A 25,865-nucleotide genomic window follows, 5' to 3' on the forward strand; every position below is an offset into this window, starting at 1 on the left:
GGACAACTTGAAAATTAGTATCATTCTTTATGTTTTCTTAAAAATATACATTAGTAGTAAGATATCTTCTTTTGTGAACCGTTCCCCTCTCCCTTCTCTTACTCTCATGATTAACTGGATGGGACTTTTCTATACATGAAAATAAAAAAATCCTACCCTTCTATTATTAAATAGGAAGAGTAAGATTTTATGATATGAGCTATTTCCTTCTGACTTTCAGTAACCCCCAAGATAGCAAGCCTGTAATTCCTACAAAGATTAAGTCAATAAGTACCCATTCAAAATCAATCCTATTATAATGATAATCCTCTTCATGAAAACAAGTGAAATCAAATAGAAAAGCACTGTGATGATTACATGAATGATGGGTCCTACTATAAACTTCTTTGTAACCAACGCTGATCCTGTTCCTATTACAAAAGCAGTCGGGAGGATAAGCACTTCTAAGACGTAAGGATTAAACCAAGTCGATGCACTTATCATTCTAATCCTCCTCTAATGAGCAGCTTGTTCCTGTTTCAATTTCTTCCACCGGGAATAGATATCCAAACACGACATCAATAGAATCAGCCATAGGAAAGGACTATCAAATGCAATTCCCGCAGTCGATTGGCCTCCGAGAATGGTCAGCAAAGCTAGTAATGAGAGTAAATAAAAGAGGGAAAGCACTTGCCACTGGAGCCATTCCCTAAGATTCCCATCACTGAATCTCTTAAATGAAAAACTGATCACATATATGACTAAAATCAGCCATAGTAAAATACCATCTGGAATCACCCGTACCAGCGATAGATTTGGGAAATAATCCAGCACAATGACTGGGGTAAAAATAATAAGCATGATTATTTGTAATATCTTCATTTTGCCCCCCGCTATTTCGGTTGCACCCTCTTTCAATCAACTATCCCGGTGATCCATTTTCTTATTAATGGACCGGAGTTCATCTTCAATCCGTGTGAGCCTACTATCTATATCTGGTTGATTACGATTCTTGTCTGAATTCTTAAGTAGCTTACTGATAAACGCAAAAAATGAGACGAAGAATAAAGCGATAAGTACAAATACGATGATCATCAAAATGATTCCTGGTACCCCAATATTACTCATTAAAAACAGCTCCTTCCACCATCCGTTTTATATCAATAAATGGAAAATTCACACTTGATTTTGCTCATAGGAATTTATTGGATATATCATCAATTTTATTATAAAATTGACATTTTGCATACATCTGTATACAATTAAAAACCATAACTAATATGTATACAAATGTATACAAAGAAAGGTGATATGAATATGAGAGATGAGACATTTAAGGACATGCAGAACGAAGAAGGCCATCGTCGTGGTGGACGACACAAAGGAAATGATGGTACACATCGACGTGGAGCAAAAACCTTTCGCCGAGGCCGGGCCATCGCTTTTTTGAATCGAATGAATCTTAAACGGTCAACGATTCAACAACAGTTAGATAAACCTGAGTTTCAATCCATTCAACCCATCTTAGTCGGTGAATTGAAAGCCATAGATATGGTCATCAACGAATTCACACAATTATTTGAAATACAAGAGAACGAAGCAACGGACGCACCCAATGAAAAGGAAGCTACAGAAAAGACCACAAAAAATACTGAAGAAGGAGTGTAATTCATGAAGCAATTGAACACGTATATCGATTCCGTATTTTATCAACAAAATACCCTTTTGGAGGATGTCTTATCTTCCATTGAGGAGAACGGCATGCGCCCCATCTCCGTATCTCCTTCCTCCGGAAAACTTCTTACCATGCTGGTATCCATTTCAGGAGCAAAAAGTATTCTAGAAATTGGAGCGCTTGGCGGCTATAGCGGGATTTGCCTTGCTAGAGGGTTCGGTAAAGAAGGAAGATTAACCTCCCTCGAATTAGAGGAAAGTTATGCAAAGCTGGCAAACAGCAACCTAGCCAAAGCAGGATTCGCTGATCAAGTGTCCTATATGACCGGACCAGCTTTGCAAAGCCTTGAAAAGCTAGTAGAGGAAAATAAGCGCTTCGATTTTTTCTTTATCGATGCTGATAAGGAAAACTATGAGAATTATTTGAGGCTTTGCATCGAACTTGCGGAGCCGGGTGCTCTAATCATTACGGATAATGTCCTGGCCAATGGTAGTGTAGTAGATTCGGAAGTGATACCTAAACGCTATACGGAAGTCATGAAGAGATTCAATATAACCGTGGCCAATCATCCACAATTAGAATCCCTTCTGATTCCAATCGGTGATGGTATGACGATCTCGCAAGTAAAGAAATGAATTGTGACCCCATTTTGAATGGGGTCCTCTGCTTTTAATCGTTCACGTTCTTCGTAATTCGTGACTCCTTGCCATTTATTCGACGCTCCCACTCATTAATTCAACATTCACTGAAATAATTCGACGCTCACCATCCATAATTCGACCTTCGCCTACAAAACAAAGCCGATAGCCACTTGCCGCTATCGGCTTTCTATCACTCTTTTAATAATCTACGTAATACCTTGCCTGAACTGGTTGTTGGCAAGCTGTCCCGGAATTCAACGTAGCGGGGATATTTATAGGACGCCATCCTGTTTCTTGACCAATCGATGATTTCCTCCTCACTGATTTCCCCTTTGTACTCCGGTTTCAATACGATGAAGGCCTTCACGCTTTCGCCCCTGTTCGTATCTGGCACACCCACTGCGGCAACTTGTAAAATCGCTTCATGGTCTTTCATCAAGACTTCCACATCTTCCGGAAAAATGCTGTATCCGGAGGATTTGATCATCTCTTTCATACGGCCGAGGAAATGCAGATAGCCTTCCTCATCCAGCATTCCAATGTCACCTGTATAGACCCAGCCATTTTTTAATGTCTCGGCTGTCGCCTCTGGCCTATTCAAATATCCTTTGAATACGCCTGGATTCTTCAACACGATTTCCCCTCGTTTACCCGGCCGTAAGTCTTCTCCTGTTTCAAGGTCCACGATGCATATCTCGGTATCAAATGTAGGAATGCCACAAGTACCAAACTTGATTTTATCAATCGGCATGAATGTATCACATGTATGCGTTTCACTTAACCCATACGAGGCTTCATACAAAAGACAACCATCGATCAATTCCCCCCATGCCTTTGCAAGCTTTTCATCGACCGGAATGCCAAAACTAGTCGCGAAATTCAATTCAAGTGAAGTTAAGTCTCTTCCTTCGATACCGTGAGTATTCAAGATTGCTACATTCATAGGGGCGATGGTATATAATTTATTCACTTTATACGTTTCAATTGCGCTGATTGCGGCCTCTGCCTCAAACCTTGTCAATGCCACACACATGCAGGCACTGTATACAGGAATATTGACGCCCATCACCATCCCGGCAATATGGCAAAATGGAGCGCCTGCCAGCGTTTTGTCGCTGTGCGTGATGAAAGAACTCTGAGCAGTCGCTGCCGTTTTGAACAACGCGTTCCCATATGTAAGCATCGCCGCTTTCGGCCTCCCCGTCGTACCCGAAGTGAAGACCATCAAGGCCACATCTTCCCATATATTCACTTCTTCCACTTCTTTTAGAACCTCATTCGTATAGAGAATTTCAAGAAGATCAAACGTTCGTTCCATTGTCACTTTCTCCGCCAAAAACTCGACTGGCAACGGCAAAGTGGGAGATTCCGAAAGAAAGTCAGCGTAATGGGTGGTGATGATAAATTGTAAAGATTTTGCCTTGCCTTTCACCGCTTCCATAGTTGGATATAACTCCTGGCCGGCAATCACGGCCTTTATATCCGCCTCATTGATCAAATATTCCAGTTCCGCTTCTTTATACATCGGATTCAAGGGAACCACTATAGCACCAAGCATTTGGATGGCGTAATGTCCAATGAGGTATTGCGGACAATTCTGCATGAACAAAGCGATCCGGTCACCCTTACCCACACCTTGGTCTTTGAGAAACTGGGCAAGCCTCCCCGTGTCATCCTGAAGCTGGCTCCAAGTCAGATTGTTCCCATAGTACACATACGCCGTTTCCTTCGGACGTTCCTTCGCATTATCCATCAAGTACTCATGAAGCGGCTTTTCCCCTAAGCGGTAATGCAAGGTTTCCAAAACACCTTTTGGCCAGCTTTTCTTAGTCATTGATTTCACGATCCATTCCTCCTATTAAAAGAATCACAAATGGTTGGAAGCGTTATCATATTTTTGCAATGGACCTAGTTGAGGAACAAACGGATGAGATGTAGAGAAGCGTCATGATGTGGAATCGAAGGGAATAATTTTTAGAATATTCTAATATCAATTATATTTCATCTTATCTTTAAAATCTAGGATAGTCCCCCTGTAAAAAAAATTCCTCAGTAACTTGAACAGAGTATAAAAATAGCATTTGGCGGGCGCTTCCACCAAATGCTTATTTTTGTTCCAACTTGTTAGAAGTAATCCTGACCTTTAAAAGGTGACTAACCCAACCAAACGACCAAATCCGTAACCAACCAATATAATTAAGAAACCTCCTATAATATAGAAGGATGCCCTCATAAATTGATCCTGTTTGTTTATAGTCTGAAAAACACTTTTCAAAAACTTATTCATTGTAAATTCCCTTCAAAATTATTCATTTGGAAAATTGATACAGTAATTCCACCATAGAATACATCAGTTTGTACCGGATAACATGGTAGTCAACGTATAATAAACAAAATGGAGATTCTGTCCATTCATTTCGAAGCCTTCTTCACTGGTAGCCACTTTCTTGAAGCCGTTTTTCTCCAAAACTCTTTGGGAGGGAATATTAGTAGTGGTCGTCTTTGCATGGATTTGTTTGATATCTTTATTGACGATTTTCTTTAGTAATAATTGCAGAGCCCTATTGGCAATCCCTCTTCCAGTGTATATTTGACCCACTCGATAACCAAGATGCCCTATTCTTTGGTTTTCTTCGATATCTACCACATTTATTCTTCCTAAAATGGAATGGTGGTTATCCTTGATTAAATAGAAAATGGAAGCTCCTCGTGTTTGTTCATCGAGTAATGCTTTATGGCTTTCATTGAAATGAGCAGGGGTATAATAGTCATCTCCACGAGACGGGACCATTTCTTCAAAAAAAGCTCTGTTTTCCAGTTCGAATGCTAACAACTCTTCCATATCTGAATCTTGTAACTCCTCTATGAATATATCCATTTATGCCGCCACCCTTCTATCAATTAAGTAGATTATACTATGAGATCAATCCCTACATTAATAGGAGCGGGGCAACCGTCCATTATTTTTTGGTCTATTTCATTGTTTCAATAACGGCTGAAATACCCATACCTCCACCTATACATAGGGTGACTAACCCATATCGACCATTACGACGTTCTAGTTCATAGAGAATCTTAGTTAGTAAAATCGCACCTGTTGCCCCAAGTGGGTGCCCCAATGCAATGGCTCCTCCGTTCACATTGATTTTGTCCAGTCCCACGTTCCACTCCTTAATCACCGCAAGGGCCTGGGCAGCGAATGCTTCATTTAATTCGATTAAATCCAGGTCTTCCATTGAAATTTTCGCAACTTGTAATGCTTTTTTCGTGGCAGGTACTGGTCCAATCCCCATGACTTCTGGGGATACGCCTACTGCTGCATGTCCAATAATGCGTGCGCGTGGTTTAAGGCCCAGCTTCAAAGCTTTTTCCTCAGACATCAGCAACACGGCTGATGCACCATCATTGCGACCACTACTATTACCTGCTGTGACGCTTCCTCCTTTTTTAAATACAGGCTTTAATTCGGCTAACTTTTCGGGAGTCGTTTGTCTCGGATATTCATCTTTGTCGAATATCACCGTTCCTTTTCTAGTCTTCACTTTATACGGGATAATTTCATCTGCAAAGCGGTTTTCTTCAATCGCCTTTAAAGCAAGTGACTGACTGCGAAAAGCAAATGAATCTTGCTTGTCTCTTGAAATCCCATACTGCTCCACCAAGTTTTCGGCTGTGAGTCCCATTGTAAATTTGCCATATTGATCCTCTGGTTGTGAACGGGGTTGGCTTTCTGTATTCGGATCAAGCAATTGCCCGTTATTTGCACCAAGTCCATAACGAATACCTCTCATGTAATAGGGTGCTGTACTCATGCTTTCTGCCCCACCTGCAATGATGATGTCGCTTTGCCCACACTGAATTTGTTGAACGGCATTTACGATCGATTGTAATCCTGAACCACATTGCCTATGTACTGTGTATCCGGCCACTTCTACTGGAAGACCCGCGCGTAATGCAGCAAGACGCGCAAGGTTTGGGGAGTCGGCACTTTGTTTTGCCTGACCTAATATGACTTCATCAACAAGACTCGCATCTAGATTGGATCGCTTAACAATGGCATCGATCACGGAAGCCGCCAAGAAATCGACTTCCACCTCTTTTAGTGTTCCCCCCATTGTGGCAATGGGGGTCCGGACTGCATCTACAATTACAACATTTCTCACTTCTTACACCCCTTTTCATCATATTCATAAAAACCGCTACCTGATTTCCTACCAAAACGACCGGCCTTTACATATTTACTTAATAAGGGACAAGGCCGATATTTTTCACCCAATGTTTGATATAAATACTCCATATTCTTTAAACGCGTATCCAAACCTACCAAGTCTGCTAATTCCAATGGTCCCATTGGATGATTGAGTCCCAGTTTTAACGCTTGATCAATGTCATGTGCAGAAGCGACACCTTCCATTAGCATGGTCATCGCTTCATTTCCAATTAAACAGTTCATACGGCTTGTTACAAAGCCTGGGAACTCATTGACTTCAACCGTTTGTTTATTCATCTTTTCCCCAACGGCTTTTGCAAATGCCATCGTATCATCACTTGTTTGTAATCCCCGGACAATTTCAATAAGCTTCATCTTATGAGGTGGATTAAAGAAATGCATCGCAATGCATTGTTCAGGCCGATTCGTTTGGGCCGCTATTTCTGTAGGACTCATTGTTGAAGTATTCGTAGCTAAAATCGTGTGTGGTAAACAATATTCATCTAACTTTTTAAAAATTTCAATTTTCAACTTCATGATTTCCGGTACGGCTTCAATCACTAATTGAACGTTCGAAGCCGCTTTTTCAAGTGACGTTTCATAGAAAATCCGTGCAATTGCCTGCTGCTTTTGATCCAAAGTGATGATCTGCCTTTCAACAGCCTTCTCCAGTTCTTCTTCAATAAACGCTTGCGCTCTTTGTAAGGTATCTTCATCCACATCATTAAGTTGTACAGTGAATCCGTTTTGAGCAGCGGTTAATGCAATTCCCCTACCCATCAATCCACTTCCGACGACGGCTATTTGTTCCATTTCCCTCTCACCCTTCTCTCTCATAGACTCCCATTCATCCGTAGAATCCGTTCATAGTCCACCAAATACTTCATGGCTTTAACAATCTTTTCTGGGTTTGGATAGACGAAGAATTGTTTTTCCTGATAGAAAGATACTGCTTTTGGTGCGATCGCAGTTGCCCCTAAGCGCCCAACGATTATCGGTTTTTGGTGCGATTGGAAGACTTCATAAATGGCCTCGGCAATGACAAGTGCTCCCGGGTCGGCATTCGATGTTAGCATAACGAGCACACCATCGATTTGTGAATCTTCCACAACGGCTGTTAATACTTTCTTAAACATATCAGGGTTTCCGATTATCTCCGCCGTTACGTCAACGGGATTATTCGCTGCGCCAAATACAGGAATGTATTGCTTGATCTTCTCGGCAGTTTCTGTAAGTTCAGGTACCTCAAGTCCATTCGCTGTGCATAAATCGGCAATTACACTACAAGCACCACCAGAAGCTGTAACAATCCCAATGCGGTTGCCTTTAGGCAGTGGTTGTTTTTCAAATATCGCAGCAACTTCAATTAAGTCCTCGATTTGTTCCACGGGTAATACATTATATTTTCTAAAGGCCGCCGAATATACCGCCTCATCACCGGCGATGGAACCCGTATGTGATTGAACGGCCCGCTTTCCTACTTCAGAACGTCCTGTTTTATAGACAAGGACTGGCTTTTTCGCATCTAACGCTTTTTGGGTCGCACGTTCAAATGCCTTTGCATCTTTTAAACCTTCCATGAAGGCCGAGATAACTTTCGTTTGTGAATCTTCAGCAAAGGTTTCAATAAAATCGGATGTTGTGAGATCGACTTCATTTGCCACTGTTACCCATCGGCTAAAGCCCACTTTATTTTCCCAAGCACGACTGAGTAAAGCACTACCCATCGCTCCACTTTGGGAAATGAATCCGATCCCGCCGGCCACTTTTTCTTTCGTTGTTAAAGCTGAACCGAATGCCATATACACATTGTCATTTGGGCTGGCAACACCGATTACATTTGGACCGACGATCCGAATCCCCGCTTCTTTAGCGATACTTAATATTTCTTGTTGTAAAAGGGCCCCTTTTGCTCCGGTTTCAGCAAAACCCGATGAATAGATAATGACATTTTTAATCCCTTTTTGTTGGCATTCACGCATGACGCCAGGGACACTCTGTGCTGCCACAATAATACAAGCCACATCAATTGGCTCAGTTACATGGGTTAAAGAAGGATATACGCGATGACCGAAAATTTCATCTGCCTTAGGGTTGATTGGAAACACTTTCCCTTTAAACTGATTTTCCACCAAATACTTAACTAGGCGGCCACCATTCTTCTTTTCATTAGACGATGCGCCTACAATGGCTATTGATGAGGGATGTAATAGTTTATCTAGGTTTTCTAAACTCCGGCGCTCCCCTTCAAGTTCAATGACCGGCTCATTTAAAATGCGCACATCACAGATGAGTGGACCTTCTGCAGAGAAGATAACAGGATTCAAGTCTAACTCCATAATTTCAGGATGGAGGGTTACAAGTTCATTAAGCTTCTGGCAAATGTCCACAAGTAGACTCATATCGATTCCGGCTTGATCGCGGTATCCCTTTACTAGTTCGGCACTTTTCAACTCATCTACCATGCTTAGAACATCCTGCTTGCTTACGGGCATAATGCGCATGGAAAAGTCCTTCAAAATTTCTACGAATGTACCACCCATCCCCAGAACCAAAAGATGTCCGAACACGGGGTCCCTTTTGATTCCTAAGATAAGTTCTAACCCCTTTTGGGACATTTTTTGAATTAAGACGCCCTCTAATTTCGCCGAAGCATCATAGGCGATGGCATTATTAGTAATAGCTTCATAGGCTTCTAAAAGTTGCTGCTCATCTTGAATATTCACTTTGACAATACCGGCTTCCGTTTTATGCGTAATTTGCGGGGACATACCCTTTAACACAAGTGGATAGCCAATCTTATCAGCAAAAATCACTGCCTCTTCGCGTGTTTTCGCCAATTCAGCAGGGGCAACAGGTAATTTAAACTTTTTTAATAATTTCGCCCCTTCATATTCCGTTAGAAATGTCTTCTCCTCCACCATTTGTTCTGTCAAAGTCATTTAACCACCTTCTCAATCTCAGGCTTTTTTTTACGTTGGCTAAAGCGCAGTTCAAATACTTCCTCAGCAATTTTATTTTTCAGCATTTCTGGTGTACCACCTGCAATCATCCAACCACGAACGCGACGGAAAATATATTCCAATGGATAATCCGTTGAGTAGCCATATCCACCAAAGATCTGTACTGCTTCATTTGCCACCTCAAATGCGGTTGTATTGATATAACACTTTGCCATTGAAGCCTCTAATGGGCTTGGAGCTCCTTTATCTGCATTCGTTGCCGCTTTATATAACAAGAGGCGACCAGCTTCCAATTTCATTTTCATTTCGGCCACCTTCCACTGAATGCCTTGGAACTCAGCTAGTGGACGCCCGAACTGTTCACGTTCCTTTGCATGTTCAACTGCCATATCAAAAGCAGCTTGTGCTAAAGCTAATGAGCGTGAAGTATTACCCATACGTTCGATGTTAAACATGGTAAATAACTTTTTGAACCCATTATCCGGAACCAGGATATTTTCAATCGGTACTTCACAATCTTCGAAGAATAACGCACAATGTTCCTCACCTGACATATGTGTTTCCGTTTTTCCTAGTGTGAATCCTGGTAAGCCACGTTCAATCAAGATGGCTCCCGAGCTACGAACATCATCACCGAAACGGACCCAGACTACGTAATATTGATTATGAGGACCATGTGTATTGAATACTTTCGAACCATTTACGATGACTTTATCTCCCACAATACGTGCTCGTGTTTCCAAGTCGGTTGTAGCTGAACCTGCATTGGGCTCACTCATGGCAACAGAGATCAACTGTTCACCCGCTAAGATCCCCGGGAGAGTACGGGCCTTCAATTTTGGTGAACCATAGGCAGACAATTGGCGAATCGCCCCAAAATTCCCCACCTGGAACATATCAGCTGTATTCGGGCAAACTTTTGCGATTTCTTCCATGACGATAATGGCTTCCATTAACGTCATTCCTTGACCGCCGTCTTCTTCCGGTAGTGTCATGCCCATCAAACCGTGTTCTGCAAGAATCCGTGCATTCTCCCATGGCACCTCACCGTTTTTTATCCATGTGTATGCTTTTTCCGAGAATTTTTCTTTTGCTAAATTCTTCGCCCACTTTTTTAAATCTTCCTGTTCTTTTGATAATGTAAAATCCATATCTAGCACCCCTTTATTAGTTTTATAGTTGGAATTAAATAGTTTAATCCACTCCCTTTATATATAAGCAATTTTGATGCCAACTTAAAAAACATAGGGAATCCTTTACTTCATTGCCTTTTTATACACCCATAAATAAAAAACGTTTAGTTTATGAACAATTTCGTTCATAAACTAAACGTTTCACTTTCCTGCGAAAATAGGTTTTCTTTTTTCAATAAATGCTTGTGTACCTTCTTGTTTATCTTTTGTCCCAAACAAAAGAGATTGGGCTAACTTTTCTAATACTAGTGCCGACGATAAATTTATCTCAGCTCCCTCTTTCACGACTAACTTAGCTAGCCGGCAAGCGATGGGCCCTTTGGTAATGATTTTTTGTGCTTTCGTAATGACTGCTTCCCATAGTTCTTCTTGGGGTACGACCGCCGAAACGACTCCTAGCCTTTCAGCTCGTTCCGCTGTCATCACATCCCCCGTTAAAATGAGGTCCAGCGCGACCCCTTTGTTAATCAAACGGGATAATCTTTGAGTTCCCCCTCCACCTGGAATGATGGATAAGTTTAATTCTGGAAAGCAAAACTTTGCATTCGCAGAAGCAATTCGGATATCACAGGCTAACGCTACTTCAAATCCCCCACCAAATGCATACCCATTGATGGCGGCAATCGTTACCTTTTCACAATTCTCGATTTTCTCACATAACACGGACAAGTCAGCCTCTAAACCTTGAATAAGTGTTTTCACGGTCAGCTGGTTAATATCAGCACCGGAAATAAATGATTTACTTCCGGCTCCCGTCATTAAAATGACTTGGACTCCATCGTGATTTACCCATTTATCTATGGAAGCGGAAAGTTCTTGGATGGTTTCTTTATTAAGCGCATTATGGACCTCTAACCGGTTTACTTTAATAATTCCTAGTGCGCCATCTTTATACACGTCTAAATATTTGAATTCACTCATCCTTGTAGCCCCCTAAATTTGATAAAAAACATCCGTGTTTTTTTCACTACTAAGTCCCTTTAAGAAAACTTGGCTCGGTTTCACACCTATAATCGGGTTACAATTGGACGTGAATTTCGTTTGGAGTTGTTCTGTAGTTAATGGTTTGGAAGGTTCACCTAACGGATTATCGATAAAGTGACTCCATTCCTCTCCATTATTCATCACCATATCTACTTTTGCTGCGCGATACTCTGGATACAGCTCATTTGCCTTTTCATCCACGTACACATCAATTTTTTTCGCTAATTCCCAAACCTCTTCAGGTGCATGGGATGGTTGGAATAAATCCACATGCAATTCATCATGTAGACAAGCCAAAGCAACTGCATAGGGCATGCTCATTTGTGCATCCAATAGATTCGTGCATTCTTTATGATGGTGCATCGCGGCAATTTCATTTACCCCGACTTTAATGGCTCGAATTTCTTGAACATCGATTGAAAATATTTTCTTCATTTCATTTATCACATCAATCGCCACATGTAAGTGCCGACAACATGGATATGGCTTGAAATAAATATTGAAAATTTCATATTGGGTTCCTAGATTTGCAAATAACCGTTCATTATTTATGTCCCCGGCGAATGCTTCAAAGAATCCGTTGGTCCCTTCCAAAACATTGGTTGGACCTGTTAGACCATGAAGACTTAATAAGGCTGCGTGTATACCATCTCTTGCTGCTTGCCCTGGGTGGATCCGTTTCACTTCAGAACCCGTTCCTAAAAAAGCAAAGAGGCCACCCGCAAAGCTACCAGCGATTCCGAAAGCATTTTGGATCTCCTCCACGTCCATTTTATGCAAATAGCATACAGCAGCCGTTGCGCCAAAAATTCCGGTAATCGGCGTATTATGAAAACCCCGTTTACGAGAATTGGGGTGTATCGCGGCGGAAATTCTCAAACAAACTTCATAACCAATGACAATGGCTTTTATTAGTTCATCCTTTTCTGACTGTAGGCTTTCCGCAATCGCCAGTACGGCCGGGATGATGGGTGCAGCGGGATGAACCGACCCTTGTGTATGGCCATCATCAAAGTCCAAGCAATGTGCACTCGTTCCATTGATAAAAGCGGCATTTGCTGGGGAAAGCCTATGCTTTGAACCAATGACGTTACTTGTCCCCGTCCCTTCGCTTTCTATTAAATAATGTAATACCCTCTTACTTGTTTCTGTTTGAGATCCCGTTATGGCTGCGCAAAAATAATCCGTTAAAATATGATGCACTTGTTTTTTTACCGTTTGGTCTAGTTGGACTGGATGAAAACCATGAATGAACTTTGCAAATTCATGTGTAACTTGTACAGGTGTTCCGACTATACTATTTGACATCTTGTACCTCCTTTTCGATTGTAGCTTGTTTTTCCTGAATACCCTTGGCCGATAGGCAACCGATTCCTAATAAGAGTGCCTTAAAAATAAAAATCGACCCAAGACCGATTAATGTGCTTAAGTTAGCGAAAAGAAAGGGGAGTATTGTTTGTGATAAACGATTAGCCGCCAACCGAATACCCAACACTTCTCCCGTCTGGTTTACTGGCGCTAAATTATACGTGAGTATGATCGTCAGTGGCTGTGTCACACCTAAACCAGCTCCTATAATAAAGACGATAAGAAATAAGGCGGCAAAACTACTCGTAAACGTCACACACGCATACCCAACTGCCCCAATGAGCATAAAAAGCCATAACGTTTTAACGCGCCCAAATAAAGTGATGAGCTTTCCTATAAAAATCCTTGCAAGCATATTAGCACCAGCCATTACTGATAGTAAAATGCCAATCCGGGAAGCTGTGAACCCTATACTTTCTGCATATAAAGGAAAGTACACATAAAACAAATCCAAGGCCGAGAGCACCAGCATTCCAGCGATAATCGTTTTTCTCAAGTGGACTTGACCAATAAGTTGTGTCACGCCCAGATTGTTGTCTTTAGCTTTCTTTGTTTCTTTCTTTTTCGTCGTTTGAATGCCTAATGTCGCTATAAAACTAACAATCGGTGCACAGGCAAGCACGATAAAGGCCATTAGATAGCCAAAATAATCTGTAGTGAATCCACCGACAAATGGACCAATGAACATGCCTGTCGAAGTAAATAAACTAAAGGTCCCGACTGCCCTATCACGATTCCTGCTTGGAACGGCACTGGCCACCCCATTTTGCAAGGCAACAATCGTTAAGATCTGACTGGTCCCTAATAAGAACTGAGATACAAAGAGCATACCGATGCTTTGAAATAAAACGGGTAACCATGCTGAGATGCCAATCCCTAAAGCCCCTATCAAAATGGGTATTTTTTCTCCGTATTGATCAATGAATCTTCCAATCTTAATGGCTATCAATAAAGGGCCAACCGAATAACACATCGTGATTAAACTGATCTGGAACATCGTCGCATCTAAAGAGCTCGCATATAAAGAGGTTAATGGACGTATTCCAAAAACTGCGATGAATACAAAAATAGCTGCGATATATAAAGAATAAAGCTTCATACACATCATCCAAACTTAACGTCATTTAAAAAAAGAGGAGTAAATACTTTCATATTCACTCACACCCTTTAATAAAATCTATTTATTTTGTTAATTCCAAGTTTGTATCAACAGCATCGACCGGAATATTCCTTGTCGTGTAAATAAGGGCTAACAAACCAACAAGGAGACCTAGGCCAATGATATCCGTAAGCATTCCTGCCGATATCAGTAATACGGCTGTGATAAAAGCCAATACCCGTTCATACCAGAATAGTTTTCGCTTCAACCAGCCAACCATGGCCATCGCTAATACGAAAACGCCTATACAGGCCATTAATATGGTCCACATTATGGCCGATACTTTCCCTTGCGCTAACAATTCCGGACCGTATATGAACATGTAGGGAATTAAGAATGCAACAAGTCCAATCTTGGCAGAAGTTATACTCGTTTTCAGTGGATGACTTTTGGCGATTCCCGCCGCTGTGAAGGATGCCAGGGCTACTGGCGGTGTGATTGGTGCTAGACAAGAGAAGTAGAATACAAACATATGGGCGAATATTGGTTCGATTCCCAAATTGATTAGTGCTGGTGCCGTTAACACACCAAGTAGAATGTATGCTGCTGTCGGGGGAAGCCCCATTCCCATGATGATACATGCTACCATCGTTACAACCAGCGTTAAGATAATTGAAGTATTACCTACGTTCACCATTAGTGTAGTCAGTGTTACACCTACACCTGTTAAGTTAACGACCCCAACGACGATACCTGCTGTGGCACAGGCAACGGTTGTTAGAACCATCCCTTTTGCCCCATCAATTAATGCATCTATGAAGAAATTCCATTTCACTTTTTTGAAATAGAATACGATATATGACACGACTAGCGCGATAATTGACCAGAATGCCGAAAACATCGGTGAGGCTTGAACAAATACAAGCATGTATATAAGGAAACCTAAACCAATATACAGATGGAATCCTGCTAGGAATGTTTCTTTCAAGTTAGGTAAATCAGCTTTCGAGAGTCCTCGTAAGTTTTCCTTGGCAGCTTCCAAATCCACATAGAAGTAAATGGATAAATAATACAAGAGGGCCGGTATGATGGCAGCAATGATGATCTCAGAATACGGAATCCCAGTCATTTCCGCCATAACGAAGGCGCCAGCGCCCATGATTGGCGGCATCATTGAACCACCTGTTGAAGCTACTGCCTCTATTGAAGCAGCTACTTTTGGTTTATAACCAATTTTTTTCATTAACGGGATGGTGAATTGTCCTGTCGATGACACGTTGGCTACTGGACTCCCTGAAACCGTCCCCATTAATGCACTCGATACAACCGCTACTTTTGCTGGGCCCCCACGATAACGCCCCCCGAAAAAGTAAGCCAAATCGATAAATACCTTACCAGCACCCGTTGCATTCAAGAACGCACCGAAAATGATGAAGAGGGCAATAAATGTTGCCGCAATCCCTAAAGTGCTTCCCCATAATCCTTCACTTGAAAGGAATATTAATGACATGAATCGATTGGTCGACATGTTCGAAGACTCAAAAACACTCGGGAAAAACGAACCAAAATATGAATAGAAAATGAAGGCTGTGCCGATTAACGCTAAAATTAACCCAGCCACACGTCGAGTTGCTTCAAGTACTAAAATGATAGTCACCGCACCAAAGAAAACATCTAATGCATTTGGCGCACCTACACGAAACAAAAGCGTTTCATATGTAGAGAATATATAAATCCCTGAACTAACCGATAACGCAACGGCAATAAAATCGAGTATCCGCCAAGATTTTGATAGTTTAATGGGGTACATTAAAAATACTAATATTAGAATTAAGTATAGGTGGAGACTTCGTTGTAACATGGGCGTTAGTAAACCGAACCCTCCCGTATACAACTGGAAAATCGATAAGACAATGGCCGTGATGAAAATAATTTTCTTCACTAAATGGTGTTGTGGTTTTTGAGGTTCATGCTCCATATTTTTTCCCCCTTTTTAATTACTTTATAGCTCCACTTTCTTCAAAATATTGTTTCGCACCTGGATGCATCTCAATGACGTTTTGCACGGCACTTTCCATACTTACTTCTTTCATAGAGCTATGTGCAAGCTGGATTTCTTCTATATTTTCAAAGAATCCTTTTACAAAGTTATACACTGCTTCATCTGGTATATCATTACGTGTAACAATCTGGGTATTGATGGCCAAAGTCTGTACATCATTTTCTACCTCTTTATACGTACCACCTGGCAATACATAAGGAAAAATGGATGGATTTTCTTCATATATCTTTTCACTTTCTTCTTCTGTGAAGCCAACAATATCTATATCCCGTGTACTCCCCAGCTCTTGAACGGCTGACGCTGGCGCTCCTGCCCAAACAAATGTCGCATCTATTTGGTTATCTCTCATTCCTTCAATGGCATCTGCAAAGGACAGATACTTTTGTTTGACTCCCTCGTCATAAGGCAACCCCAAAACTTCCAGAACCTCTTTACTTTTCAGTTCCGAACCACTACCAGGCGCACCCACAGCCACACGTTTTCCTTTCAGATCATTAAATGATTTAATATTGGAATCCTTTAAAACAACCAATGTAAGGGGCTGCTCGTACAGGCTTATTACACCGCGTAATACGTCCGAACGGGCATTTCCTTCGAATTCATGTGTTCCATTATAAGCAGCTAAAGCACTATCCCCACCTACAAGCGCGAAATTCACCTCATTGCGGTCCAATAATCGAACGTTTTCAACAGAACCACCGGAAGCCTGATTCGTAATGAAAATCCCCTTTGCATTATTGTTTAAATTTTGTGAGATGGCGGCTCCAATTGCATAGAATGAACCACTTGTACCGGCTGTTGTCATCGTTACTTTGTAATCCCCATCTTCATTTTTTTTGACCACCCCATTACTTGCAGAAACGTTACAAGCTGATAAAATGATGACAACCAGGAACATCCAAACGAAACGCGAATACCTTCGAATCCTCATATATGAATCCCTCCCTTATAGTTCTCTTCCTTAATTCCGCTGAGCAAAGAAAGTTTGTAGTCGCTTCAAGTGGTCATCATTCCCACGCAAAAGTGTTTGATGCATATTTTCGAGTGTCATGATTTTTTCGATTTGGTCATTACTTTGTTGGTTGATTAATGATTTTGATAGGATAAAAGAATCAACGGGACCTTCAATTAATTGTTGCGCCATTTCTATTGCGTACTCCATTCCCGCTCCTTCTTCTACAACTTCATTGATGAGTCCTTCTCCTAATGCCTCCATAGCCGTTAGGCTCGCACCATCCATGAACCACTTTTTTGCTTTCTTCTCTCCAATAATGTTCGGTAGATAATAATGTAACCCTAAATCTGGAATAAGACCTAAATTCTTAAAGGCCAATATGAATTTCGCATTCTTCTCCGCTATTGATAAGTCCGTTGCTAACGCTAGGCTCATTCCCGCTCCGGCGGCTACCCCATTCACCATGCTAATGACAAGCTTCTCGCAATTACGGATGAGCATAATGATATGTTTAGAGAGTTCCATATTTCTTCGAATACTTTCAGCATCATAAGGCTCTTGCATGGCTTTCACATCACCACCTGCACAAAACGCCTTGCCTGAACCGGTCAGGATAATGACTTTTATATCTTGATTGAATTGCAAGGATTGTAACTCTGAAAGTAATTCCTGCTTCAGCTCATATGATAGCGCATTCATTTTAGTCGGCTCATTTAATGTAATGACACGGATTTGTCCATATGATACGGCGCTAATACTACTTTGCAACTTGTAATCTCCCCCTTCCTATTAACTTAATAAGCAAAATCCATGCCAAATATAAAATGGCTTAAATTCTAACAAATTGCCGACGAACCTGTTCATTATTTAAACACTCCTATAAAAACGTTCATTTCGTAAACATACGCGTAAGATTACTCCAAAAAAATACAAAGCGGAAGGAACCCACTTTGATTTTTTATATTTCCGATATTCTCTTCCACAATGTTGTTCGGCTAATCCCTAATAATTCGGCTACAACCTTTTTATTATCGTTATGTTCTTCTAACATTTTCATTATCACTTGCTTATTAATTTCATCTAACGTTCCTGCTCGAACGATTAGTTCATCTCCCTGGGATTCCAGTTTCTGTCCCTCACCCATCTCTTTCAAAATATCTTCTATGAAATATTTTTCTTTTTTTACATTTTTCGAATAGAGGATATACCGCTCTACGACATTTTCGAGTTGCCGTACATTTCCTGGCCAACTATAATTCTTGAAGAAATATTGGATAGGTATGGATAAATCAGAAAATCGAATCGATTGATTTAGCTTTTGAAAATGTTGATCCACAAGTAATGGGATATCTAATCCCCGTTCTCTAAGGGGTGGGACGTCTAAATGTAATATGCTAAGCCTAAAATAGAGATCTAATCGAAACTCGCCTTTATCCACCATTTCCCATAGGTTTTTGTTCGTGGCTGCAATCACTCGAATATCAATCGGAATGACCCCTTCTCCACCAAGTCTCATAACCTCTTTCTCCTGAAGGACACGTAATAACCTGGTTTGGATATGCGTCGGGATTTCCCCAATCTCATCTAGAAAGATCGTGCCCTCATGTGCTAATTCAAATACACCTTGACGGCCACCCTTACTTGCACCAGTGAATGCCCCTTCCGTGTAGCCAAATAATTCACTCTCTAATAAATTTTCAGGCAAGGCTGCACAATTTATGGCGACAAAAGGACCTTTGTTTCGGCTACTTTCGTTATGTATACTTTGTGCAAAAAGTTCCTTTCCGGTTCCACTCTCTCCTATTATAAGAACGGTGGACTCCGTCTTTGCATACTCCTTTGCCAAGTCAATGACTTCCTCCATCATTGGATCTTCATGAATGATTTCATCAAATGTGAATTTGGCTGTATGACCCTTTACATGTAAATCCCGTCGGATTTTCTGTTCTAACTTTTGAATTTTACTAACCTCTCTGCAATTCACAAAGGTTCCAATCTTCGTATACCCGACAATCACAGGACTGTATGATACATTAAGGGTTCCTAACGTAAAGTTCCCACCCTCAATGTGTTTACTGCTTTTCAATAAAATATTCTTTAACTCCACCAATGAAATTTGTTCCTTACTTTTCCCTATATAGTCTGTCCTGCTCACATTGAAAATCTTTTCAGCCGCAGCGTTCATCGACTCAATGATGCCTTCCTCATTCAAAAAAATGATGCCTTCTTCCGAAACATTGATTACAGCATTTAACCGTTCTGCCTCTTCCTTGATCATGACGCGATCCCTTGCTACTTGATCGGCTAGAACCAATGCCCGTCTAATAGTACGGGGGTTGGGCGGCAAGTACATACTTTTCATCCCATAGCTCGATGCAATATTGGCTGACCGCACGCCACCTCCTACAATCACATCCATTCCATCCTCTTTCGCTTGTTTTATTTGTTCGATCAATTGACGATCTGAATGATAAGGATAAAAAGAGACCTCGAAACCTAGAATCTTAGTCACTTCTTCAAAGTTAAATAAAAATCCTTCCTCTGGAAAAGTAATGAAACAAATTCTATCCCCCAGCTTCTTTGCTTCGATAAATCCTTGAAGTAAATCGAGATGCTCCGAATCTGAATATACAATGGGAAGGTCGATTACTTCCCTTACTTTCGCCGCTGTGCCCGCCCGACTAATGACTACTTCATATGTATCAGTTTGCACCAATCGTTTTACTTCCTGTGCCGCTTCATCTAAAATTCCTTCCACAATGGTTATATCCAGCCTTAATTCATCTGCAAGTTCTCGAATCAGTATAGCCATTTCAGGGTAGCCAGCAGTCATAATCATTTTATGTCCCAAACCGTTCACCTCACAAAAAATTCAAAAATTTCTTTTTTTAATTGTAAATGGATTGCTAGCATAATAAAACCTAAACGGGAAAAATAAACAAAAAAGTTATCAATAAACAGTTATAAAGTAGCACGTATCCAATCGATTAACCCGAATTGCATAATAAAAACACCGTGAATGCAATCATCCACGGTGTTTCCCTTCATCCTTTGAATTGACTTTGGAATCCTTCTCGCAAGCGTTCTGGCAGCTCGACAATGGTTTCGTTCAATGTATCCAGCTTTGTTTCGATCCGGTGAAGCAAGTACAAGGTTACAATGATGGGAAACCCGATATCGCTGACAAACGGTAGGATTTGGTCCACTTTTATTCACCTGCCTTGAGTAGTTTTAATCAAAAAGGACAGGCTCACCGCTTCCGGACTTGTCCTTCAAGATGAGCCTGCCTCGGAATGGAGTTGAATCACCAAGAATTCAACCACATTAGAAAATAATTCGACCATTATGGGCATTAATTCAACCGTTAAGACGGATAATTCGACCGTTACTAATTTTAAAGCACTTCAACGTCCTCGACATTACGCTCGACCACGCGTGCTCCCTTGATGCTAACGAAATCTCCTGAAGAGGTGATGAAAACATTTTGCGCGATGATTTGCTGCATCGCTTGCTTCACTTGATTCACGTCCACCGGTTCCTTTGGATTATCCACAGAAATCGTTGACGACTTTCCTTCTTCTGTTACGAAGATCATTTCCAATGCTTTAGCCATACCTGTCACCTCCCCGTTTTCCGACCTCACATCACTTACCCGATGATGGCGTTCGTATCCACGCGGTTCACTTCACCCATCGGATAATTCTGCACACTCGCAATGGCCTTGGCTGTCGCCGATAATTGATCGACCAGTGCATTCGTTTTAATGTTAGAAAAGGATTTACGTTTAAAAACGATCTCGCCTTTTTCATTGAGGCCCGTTTCAAAATCCAATCGTAACGTTGTCGATAATTTGATTTGGTTTGCCATGTCGCTCACCCCCTTTCATACTCTATATAAACTTTTTCGCGGGAAAAGTAGCATGGCGGGTAAAACTTTTTCATAAAATGCGTAAATATGGAATAAATCATGTAAAATAAAAGAAAGAACATCGAAAACCTAAGACGTTTCCATCACAGTAATGTGGGTAGAGAAAGGATGAGGCTTTCTCTACACGTCTCTTTTGAGGAGGAAAGTTCATGAATCCTGTCATCTTATTTGATGGTGAATGTAACTTTTGCGATTCGAGTGTCCAATTCATCATAAAGCGCGATCCGAAGGGGCTGTTTCGTTTTGCTTCCCTTCAAAGTCCAACTGGACAAGAGTTGCAGAAGAAGTATCAGGTTCCCGGGAATATCGATAGCATCGTCTTGCTTGAGAATGGCAAGGCCTACTATAAATCGACTGCAGCACTAAGGATATGTAGCCATTTGAAAGGCGCTTGGAAGCTGTTTTATAGCTTGGTCATTGTCCCACGTTTCATTCGGAACACCGCTTATGATTTCATTGCCAAAAACCGTTATAAATGGTTCGGGAAAAAGGAAGAAAGCTGCATGTTGCCTTCACCAAGTATCAGGAAGCGTTTCTTATAAATGAAAAAAAAGACGAAAAGCAAAGGTGCTTTTTCGTCTTTTTTATATATTCAATGATTTCCCACAAAATAATAGTTCCTTGAAGGAGTGATTTCCCTTGTATCCACAAACAGTATTAGAAATTATAGGGTCTACTATTTTTGTAGTTATGCTGTATGCCACTGCCTTATTATTGCCACAAAAGATCAGGAAATTGAGTTTACTAATGGCCTCTTCCATTACCGTATTCGTGCTTGCATTCTTTGTTATTCGCCCCTATTGGGTTGATTATCAAGTATCCAAGAAGACTGAACAACTCAACCACTATCTTGAGGACAAATATCCGAATCAAAGATGGCAATTCAGTAGGGACATTGGGAGAAACTATAATCCGTATCACGTAAATGTAGAATTTGAAAACGAAAAAGGGTGGACGTATTCATATTCCTTGAGCAATGAGTTGTGCCAAGGCTCTTGGTCGCCACCAGAAGGAAAAAGCCCCAGTGAAGGGAAACATTTCGAGAAGAGTTGTGATTAGGCCGCCTCTTGTCAGTAAATGATTTCAGACTTTATCTTGCACTTTTTGCACTAAAGTCAAGCCAGCCGCATTCTATTAAACGTTAAAACACTTACTTACTCAAACTTAATGTCTTCCCAAATAAAACGAGGGTTAAATTCATTCGGTTCCAGGTCCGTTTCTTTGTACGTAATCGGCTTTTCATTTGGCATCGTAATGGTTAGTTTCCTTTTATCTTCGCTTAATTTCAAAGTGAAAAGGGTAGTGCGATTTCGATTTTCTTCATTATATAGGATACCCGTGATTGTGGAACCAGTCGGATTCACGATTTCAAAATGCCTAAGTGGATCAATCTCGTTTTTTGTGATTCTCTGAAGGGTATACGTACTGATTTCATCCCTCATGATAATAAGGTACGTGTCATTCGATATCCAATAATTGTACAATTGGCTACCAAAATACTTAGGGGTCTTATAAGAAGGAACATCGCTCGTTTCCACTAAGTCTTTCCCCTCTTTTGTTTCTTGCACTTGGAACTTTCCTTCTTGGATGGCTGGTTCTTCACATGCAACAAGGCTACCTATCATCAGCCATCCAATCATTACTCTTTTACACCTATGCACATCTTATCCCCCTATTCCATTTCTCAACGGGTATCTTTATTATCTATTGATTATAATTCCTCTCTTTTATTTACCATAAAAAGGAACTAATTTACAACCAATACGCTAAAAAAAAACGATGCCTACATCTTCCCATTTATTATTTTTTACAATTTTTCACTAAAATATACTATTATATTAAAGACAACAATCAAGGAGGAAAGTCATGAAGAAAATGGCCGTCATACTTACTTCGTTATCTGTATTTTTAGCTGCTTGTGGAAATTCCTTTATTTCTTCTCAATATCAAGAAATTGATACGATTGAAAATGACTTAGGGGATCATGGAACGGTTTATCAGGCTTATAGTAAAAGTGTTTCAGAGGTTGCTAGTGAGATCCGGACGGACACAGAACCCGATCATGCTTCAGTAAGCAGTGAGGAAGAGATGTTTCTCCTCTATCCAGAAGACTCAACAGATGAAGTCATACATATTATGAAAGATGAACTAAACCCAGCTAATACGATCATTGAAGTCGTCGAAGAGGATTTTGCCGAAAATAGCTATGACTTTCCTCTTATGGAAACACTCGGCGTTTTAAGTGTGGCTACCACTTTGTATGGCTGGAATCAAGTAGACTCGAAAACATTAAAGAAACGGCTGGGCTATAAGGGTTATGTTAACGCGTTTAGAAATCATAACTCCACTAGTATCCCCACTAATTCTTTGATGGAGGATGAAGAGGGAGACGAATCCGGATCTTCATACACGGGTAGCGGTTATAGAGGGACAGGCAATGTGAAAAAATCATCAGATCCGGACAGCATTCGAAATGGTGATGTTGTACGTGGTGGCGGTCCGGGGACCGGGAAATGACAAGGAGGATATAAGAAATGTTTGAAAACATTATAGACGTACAGGAAGTGTTACTAACAATCTATTACTTTTTGGTATTGGGTGTAGTATCCATTGTTTGTATGTGGATTTTCGAAAAAATCACACCGTACAATGATTTTGAACTGATCAGAAACGGGAACAGTGCGGTCGCTATTCAGTTTGCGGGGAAAATCTTGGGTATCACCTATATCATGAGTACTGCCGTTGACACAAATAATTCCTTACTGGGTGCCGCAATATGGGGCATCATCGGCTTTATCTTGATGATGATCGGTTATTTTATATTTGAGATCGCTACACCGAAATTAGATGTGAGAAAAGAGATTGAAAAAGGGAAAGTATCGGTTGGAATCATTGCAGCCGCTATATCCCTCGCTATCGCCTTTATCATTTCAGGTGCCATTTCATAAGACGGACTAACATGAAGAATCTGAGTTCTTTCAGGTTCTTTTTTGATGGATCATTATAGATTGTGAAGGAGAGAACAGTATGTCAGAAAGAGCAAGCCACATTCAAAAAAGAAGAATCTTCACGTCTTCCGGGATTGTTTCTATATGTGGGATTGTGTACCAGGTACTATATGGAGCCGCTGGTGGCTATCTTTTCGGGGATTCCACATTATTCTATTGTTTAACCATTGGCTTGTTTTTGAGCGGGATGGGCATTGGGGCCATGCATAGCGGTAAATTCCATCGCCACTTGATGTCCAAATTCGTGATAACGGAATATTTGATTGCCTTAATCGGTGGTTTCTCCATCTTCTCTGTTTTTTACATACAAGCAAATTTCGGGGATGGGACATCCAAGGTCTTTTTATTTGCCATCATCATTATCACCGGTTATCTTACAGGATTGGAAGTGCCCCTACTTATTCGGAAATCCGAAGAAATTGATGCCGACTTAAAGGAATCGACTGCTAATGTACTGGGATGGGACTATGTTGGTAGTCTATTGGGGACCGTGGCTTTTGCTTTTTGGCTAAAACCGATGCTGGGACTGATCAAGACCGGATTTTTTATCGCTTTTATCAATATCATCGTGGCCCTCTGGATAAGCTTTGCATTTAAAAAAGAGATTCAACAAACGTATATCAGACTGACGGGGATCTTATTAACCATCGTGATTGGCTTAGGTTTTTTATATGGGGAACAGTATGCCCATACATTGGAGCAGAAACTTTATAGAGACCCCATCGTTTTTTCCAAAGATACGAAATACCAGAAGATTATCATGACGAAAGATACAGGAGATTTACGTTTATACCAAAATGGACAGCTTCAGTTCGCTGAATCAGATGAACATCGATACCACGAAGCGCTGGTTCATATTCCAATGTCGCTTTCCGACAAGAAAACGAATGTACTGGTCCTTGGTGGTGGTGATGGGTTGGCGACAAGGGAATTATTGAAGTATAAAGAGATTCAAAACATTACCCTGGTAGACTTGGATCCTGAAATGACGACCCTTTCCAAAGAGAACCCACTTTTGACGAAGTTGAATCAAAACTCCTTTCACTCTAAAAAAGTTCATATTATTAATGAAGATGCCTTTAGTTATTTGAAGAATGCCGATGACGTATATGATGTCATCCTTGTAGATTTACCAGATCCGAATAACGAGTCCTTGAATAAACTCTATACGTGGGAATTCTATAGCTTAGTTAGGAACCACCTGACACCAACTGGCTTTACTTCTATTCAATCGACTTCCCCTGTATTTGCTACAGCGGCTTTCTGGACGATCAGTAACACCGTGAAATCGACAGGGTTATATGTGGATAATTATCATTTAGATATTCCTTCGTTTGGTAATTGGGGTTTCACATTAGCCTCCAGGGAAAAGTTTGATATTGAAACTGCTGAACTAAAAGTGGAAACTACCTATCTTGGGGATGAACTGATTCCATCTCTCTTTTACTTCGGCAAAGATGAAGATCAAGATATAACCATCAAGGGTAAGCATTTTGAGATCCCCGTTAATTCATTAAATAGACCCGACCTTCTCGACTTATATGAAAGAGCTTGGGATTATTATTAACAACAAGAAAGTTGAAACTTTTCCTCACTCTTTCCGTACTATCTATTATAAATTATTTACAGAGGAGGTATTTTATTGGATAGGCCTAAGTTGGTAAATAAATCCAGTCTTGTTCTTCCTGTTTTCTTTGGAATGGGAATAGGTGCGGTAGTTGGGCTAGTTGCTTATGTTAAAGACTGGCTCTGATTAAAAATGAACGAGATGGAAAGCAGATCATGCCTTCCGTCTTTTTAC

The 25,865-nt window shown here is 40.8% G+C and carries 27 protein-coding genes; 7 read left to right on the forward strand and 20 right to left on the reverse strand.

Going from position 1 to position 25,865, the window contains the following annotated elements:
• Positions 1 to 258: 258 nt before the first annotated feature.
• The 3 genes from ACIQXH_RS04800 to ACIQXH_RS04810 are packed head-to-tail and all read right to left on the reverse strand — an operon-like array spanning position 259 to position 1,107.
• Positions 259 to 483 (reverse strand): hypothetical protein, encoded by a 225-nt coding sequence (locus tag ACIQXH_RS04800; protein WP_403122317.1) that lies wholly within the window; start codon positions 481 to 483, stop codon positions 259 to 261.
• A 12-nt stretch (positions 484 to 495) separates the two neighbouring features.
• Positions 496 to 861 (reverse strand): hypothetical protein, encoded by a 366-nt coding sequence (locus tag ACIQXH_RS04805; protein ID WP_403122320.1) that lies wholly within the window; start codon positions 859 to 861, stop codon positions 496 to 498.
• 36 nt (positions 862 to 897) lie between these two features.
• The gene (locus tag ACIQXH_RS04810) at positions 898 to 1,107 is read right to left on the reverse strand and encodes a DUF4083 family protein (RefSeq protein WP_403122322.1); all 210 of its coding nucleotides are present in this window, start codon (positions 1,105 to 1,107) and stop codon (positions 898 to 900) included.
• Positions 1,108 to 1,296: 189 nt separating this feature from the next.
• On the opposite strand from ACIQXH_RS04810, the gene ACIQXH_RS04815 reads away from it, so the two are divergent.
• Positions 1,297 to 1,647, forward strand: coding sequence for a hypothetical protein (locus ACIQXH_RS04815; protein WP_403122325.1), 351 nt, complete (start codon positions 1,297 to 1,299; stop codon positions 1,645 to 1,647).
• Positions 1,648 to 1,650: 3 nt separating this feature from the next.
• Positions 1,651 to 2,289 carry an O-methyltransferase gene (locus ACIQXH_RS04820; RefSeq protein ID WP_403122328.1) on the forward strand — a complete coding sequence of 213 codons (639 nt, stop codon included), beginning with the start codon at positions 1,651 to 1,653 and terminating at the stop codon, positions 2,287 to 2,289.
• 196 nt (positions 2,290 to 2,485) lie between these two features.
• Here ACIQXH_RS04820 and ACIQXH_RS04825 read toward each other — a convergent pair whose 3' ends face one another.
• The 16 genes from ACIQXH_RS04825 to ACIQXH_RS04900 all read right to left on the reverse strand — a co-directional run bounded on the left by ACIQXH_RS04825 (position 2,486) and on the right by ACIQXH_RS04900 (position 20,996).
• Positions 2,486 to 4,129: an AMP-binding protein gene (locus ACIQXH_RS04825; RefSeq protein WP_403122623.1), complete on the reverse strand. Its 1,644-nt coding sequence runs from the start codon at positions 4,127 to 4,129 to the stop codon at positions 2,486 to 2,488.
• Between the two features lie 516 nt (positions 4,130 to 4,645).
• Positions 4,646 to 5,173 (reverse strand): GNAT family N-acetyltransferase, encoded by a 528-nt coding sequence (locus ACIQXH_RS04830; RefSeq protein WP_402957985.1) that lies wholly within the window; start codon positions 5,171 to 5,173, stop codon positions 4,646 to 4,648.
• A 94-nt stretch (positions 5,174 to 5,267) separates the two neighbouring features.
• Positions 5,268 to 6,458, reverse strand: a complete 1,191-nt coding sequence (locus ACIQXH_RS04835; protein ID WP_403122330.1) for a thiolase family protein — start codon at positions 6,456 to 6,458, stop codon at positions 5,268 to 5,270.
• A complete protein-coding gene (locus ACIQXH_RS04840) occupies positions 6,455 to 7,318 on the reverse strand; it encodes a 3-hydroxyacyl-CoA dehydrogenase family protein (RefSeq protein ID WP_403122332.1) in 864 nt (287 codons plus the stop codon). The genes ACIQXH_RS04835 and ACIQXH_RS04840 overlap by 4 nt, the downstream gene beginning before the upstream one ends.
• 20 nt (positions 7,319 to 7,338) lie before the next feature.
• Positions 7,339 to 9,447 (reverse strand): acetate--CoA ligase family protein, encoded by a 2,109-nt coding sequence (locus ACIQXH_RS04845; protein ID WP_403122334.1) that lies wholly within the window; start codon positions 9,445 to 9,447, stop codon positions 7,339 to 7,341.
• On the reverse strand, positions 9,444 to 10,619 hold the full coding sequence (locus ACIQXH_RS04850) for an acyl-CoA dehydrogenase family protein (RefSeq protein WP_403122337.1): 1,176 nt from the start codon (positions 10,617 to 10,619) through the stop codon (positions 9,444 to 9,446). Before ACIQXH_RS04850 ends, ACIQXH_RS04845 begins: the two co-directional genes overlap by 4 nt.
• 183 nt (positions 10,620 to 10,802) lie before the next feature.
• The gene (locus ACIQXH_RS04855; protein WP_403122342.1) at positions 10,803 to 11,582 is read right to left on the reverse strand and encodes an enoyl-CoA hydratase/isomerase family protein; all 780 of its coding nucleotides are present in this window, start codon (positions 11,580 to 11,582) and stop codon (positions 10,803 to 10,805) included.
• Positions 11,583 to 11,594: 12 nt separating this feature from the next.
• The gene (locus ACIQXH_RS04860) at positions 11,595 to 12,953 is read right to left on the reverse strand and encodes an MmgE/PrpD family protein (protein WP_403122345.1); all 1,359 of its coding nucleotides are present in this window, start codon (positions 12,951 to 12,953) and stop codon (positions 11,595 to 11,597) included.
• Positions 12,943 to 14,112: an MFS transporter gene (locus tag ACIQXH_RS04865; protein WP_403122348.1), complete on the reverse strand. Its 1,170-nt coding sequence runs from the start codon at positions 14,110 to 14,112 to the stop codon at positions 12,943 to 12,945. The genes ACIQXH_RS04860 and ACIQXH_RS04865 overlap by 11 nt, the downstream gene beginning before the upstream one ends.
• Before the next feature lie 82 nt (positions 14,113 to 14,194).
• Positions 14,195 to 16,090, reverse strand: coding sequence for a TRAP transporter permease (locus ACIQXH_RS04870; protein WP_403122351.1), 1,896 nt, complete (start codon positions 16,088 to 16,090; stop codon positions 14,195 to 14,197).
• A 19-nt stretch (positions 16,091 to 16,109) separates the two neighbouring features.
• Positions 16,110 to 17,105, reverse strand: a complete 996-nt coding sequence (locus ACIQXH_RS04875) for a TAXI family TRAP transporter solute-binding subunit (protein ID WP_403122354.1) — start codon at positions 17,103 to 17,105, stop codon at positions 16,110 to 16,112.
• Between the two features lie 30 nt (positions 17,106 to 17,135).
• A complete protein-coding gene (locus tag ACIQXH_RS04880; protein WP_403122357.1) occupies positions 17,136 to 17,897 on the reverse strand; it encodes an enoyl-CoA hydratase/isomerase family protein in 762 nt (253 codons plus the stop codon).
• A 190-nt stretch (positions 17,898 to 18,087) separates the two neighbouring features.
• Positions 18,088 to 19,980, reverse strand: a complete 1,893-nt coding sequence (locus tag ACIQXH_RS04885) for a sigma 54-interacting transcriptional regulator (RefSeq protein ID WP_402958008.1) — start codon at positions 19,978 to 19,980, stop codon at positions 18,088 to 18,090.
• 193 nt (positions 19,981 to 20,173) lie between these two features.
• The gene (locus ACIQXH_RS04890) at positions 20,174 to 20,335 is read right to left on the reverse strand and encodes a YvrJ family protein (protein WP_402873704.1); all 162 of its coding nucleotides are present in this window, start codon (positions 20,333 to 20,335) and stop codon (positions 20,174 to 20,176) included.
• Between the two features lie 188 nt (positions 20,336 to 20,523).
• Complete coding sequence (locus ACIQXH_RS04895) at positions 20,524 to 20,742, reverse strand: DUF2922 domain-containing protein (RefSeq protein WP_402873702.1); 219 nt, start codon at positions 20,740 to 20,742, stop codon at positions 20,524 to 20,526.
• Between the two features lie 35 nt (positions 20,743 to 20,777).
• On the reverse strand, positions 20,778 to 20,996 hold the full coding sequence (locus ACIQXH_RS04900) for a DUF1659 domain-containing protein (protein WP_402986835.1): 219 nt from the start codon (positions 20,994 to 20,996) through the stop codon (positions 20,778 to 20,780).
• Positions 20,997 to 21,205: 209 nt separating this feature from the next.
• Between ACIQXH_RS04900 and ACIQXH_RS04905 the strand changes: the two genes are divergently transcribed.
• Both ACIQXH_RS04905 and ACIQXH_RS04910 read left to right on the forward strand, forming a co-directional pair.
• The gene (locus ACIQXH_RS04905; protein ID WP_402986837.1) at positions 21,206 to 21,598 is read left to right on the forward strand and encodes a thiol-disulfide oxidoreductase DCC family protein; all 393 of its coding nucleotides are present in this window, start codon (positions 21,206 to 21,208) and stop codon (positions 21,596 to 21,598) included.
• A gap of 97 nt (positions 21,599 to 21,695) precedes the next feature.
• Positions 21,696 to 22,115, forward strand: coding sequence for a hypothetical protein (locus tag ACIQXH_RS04910; protein WP_402958015.1), 420 nt, complete (start codon positions 21,696 to 21,698; stop codon positions 22,113 to 22,115).
• Between the two features lie 95 nt (positions 22,116 to 22,210).
• Here ACIQXH_RS04910 and ACIQXH_RS04915 read toward each other — a convergent pair whose 3' ends face one another.
• The gene (locus ACIQXH_RS04915) at positions 22,211 to 22,717 is read right to left on the reverse strand and encodes a hypothetical protein (RefSeq protein WP_402986839.1); all 507 of its coding nucleotides are present in this window, start codon (positions 22,715 to 22,717) and stop codon (positions 22,211 to 22,213) included.
• A 205-nt stretch (positions 22,718 to 22,922) separates the two neighbouring features.
• Between ACIQXH_RS04915 and ACIQXH_RS04920 the strand changes: the two genes are divergently transcribed.
• From ACIQXH_RS04920 to ACIQXH_RS04930, 3 genes are all read left to right on the forward strand, one after another.
• Complete coding sequence (locus ACIQXH_RS04920) at positions 22,923 to 23,573, forward strand: DUF4247 domain-containing protein (protein WP_402873692.1); 651 nt, start codon at positions 22,923 to 22,925, stop codon at positions 23,571 to 23,573.
• Between the two features lie 17 nt (positions 23,574 to 23,590).
• Positions 23,591 to 24,004, forward strand: a complete 414-nt coding sequence (locus ACIQXH_RS04925; protein WP_402958021.1) for a DUF350 domain-containing protein — start codon at positions 23,591 to 23,593, stop codon at positions 24,002 to 24,004.
• Between the two features lie 79 nt (positions 24,005 to 24,083).
• Complete coding sequence (locus ACIQXH_RS04930) at positions 24,084 to 25,631, forward strand: polyamine aminopropyltransferase (protein WP_403122360.1); 1,548 nt, start codon at positions 24,084 to 24,086, stop codon at positions 25,629 to 25,631.
• The last annotated feature ends 234 nt before the right edge of the window (positions 25,632 to 25,865 follow it).

The organism is Peribacillus sp. NPDC097225, assembly GCF_044761955.1.
Taxonomy (GTDB): domain Bacteria; phylum Bacillota; class Bacilli; order Bacillales; family DSM-1321; genus Peribacillus.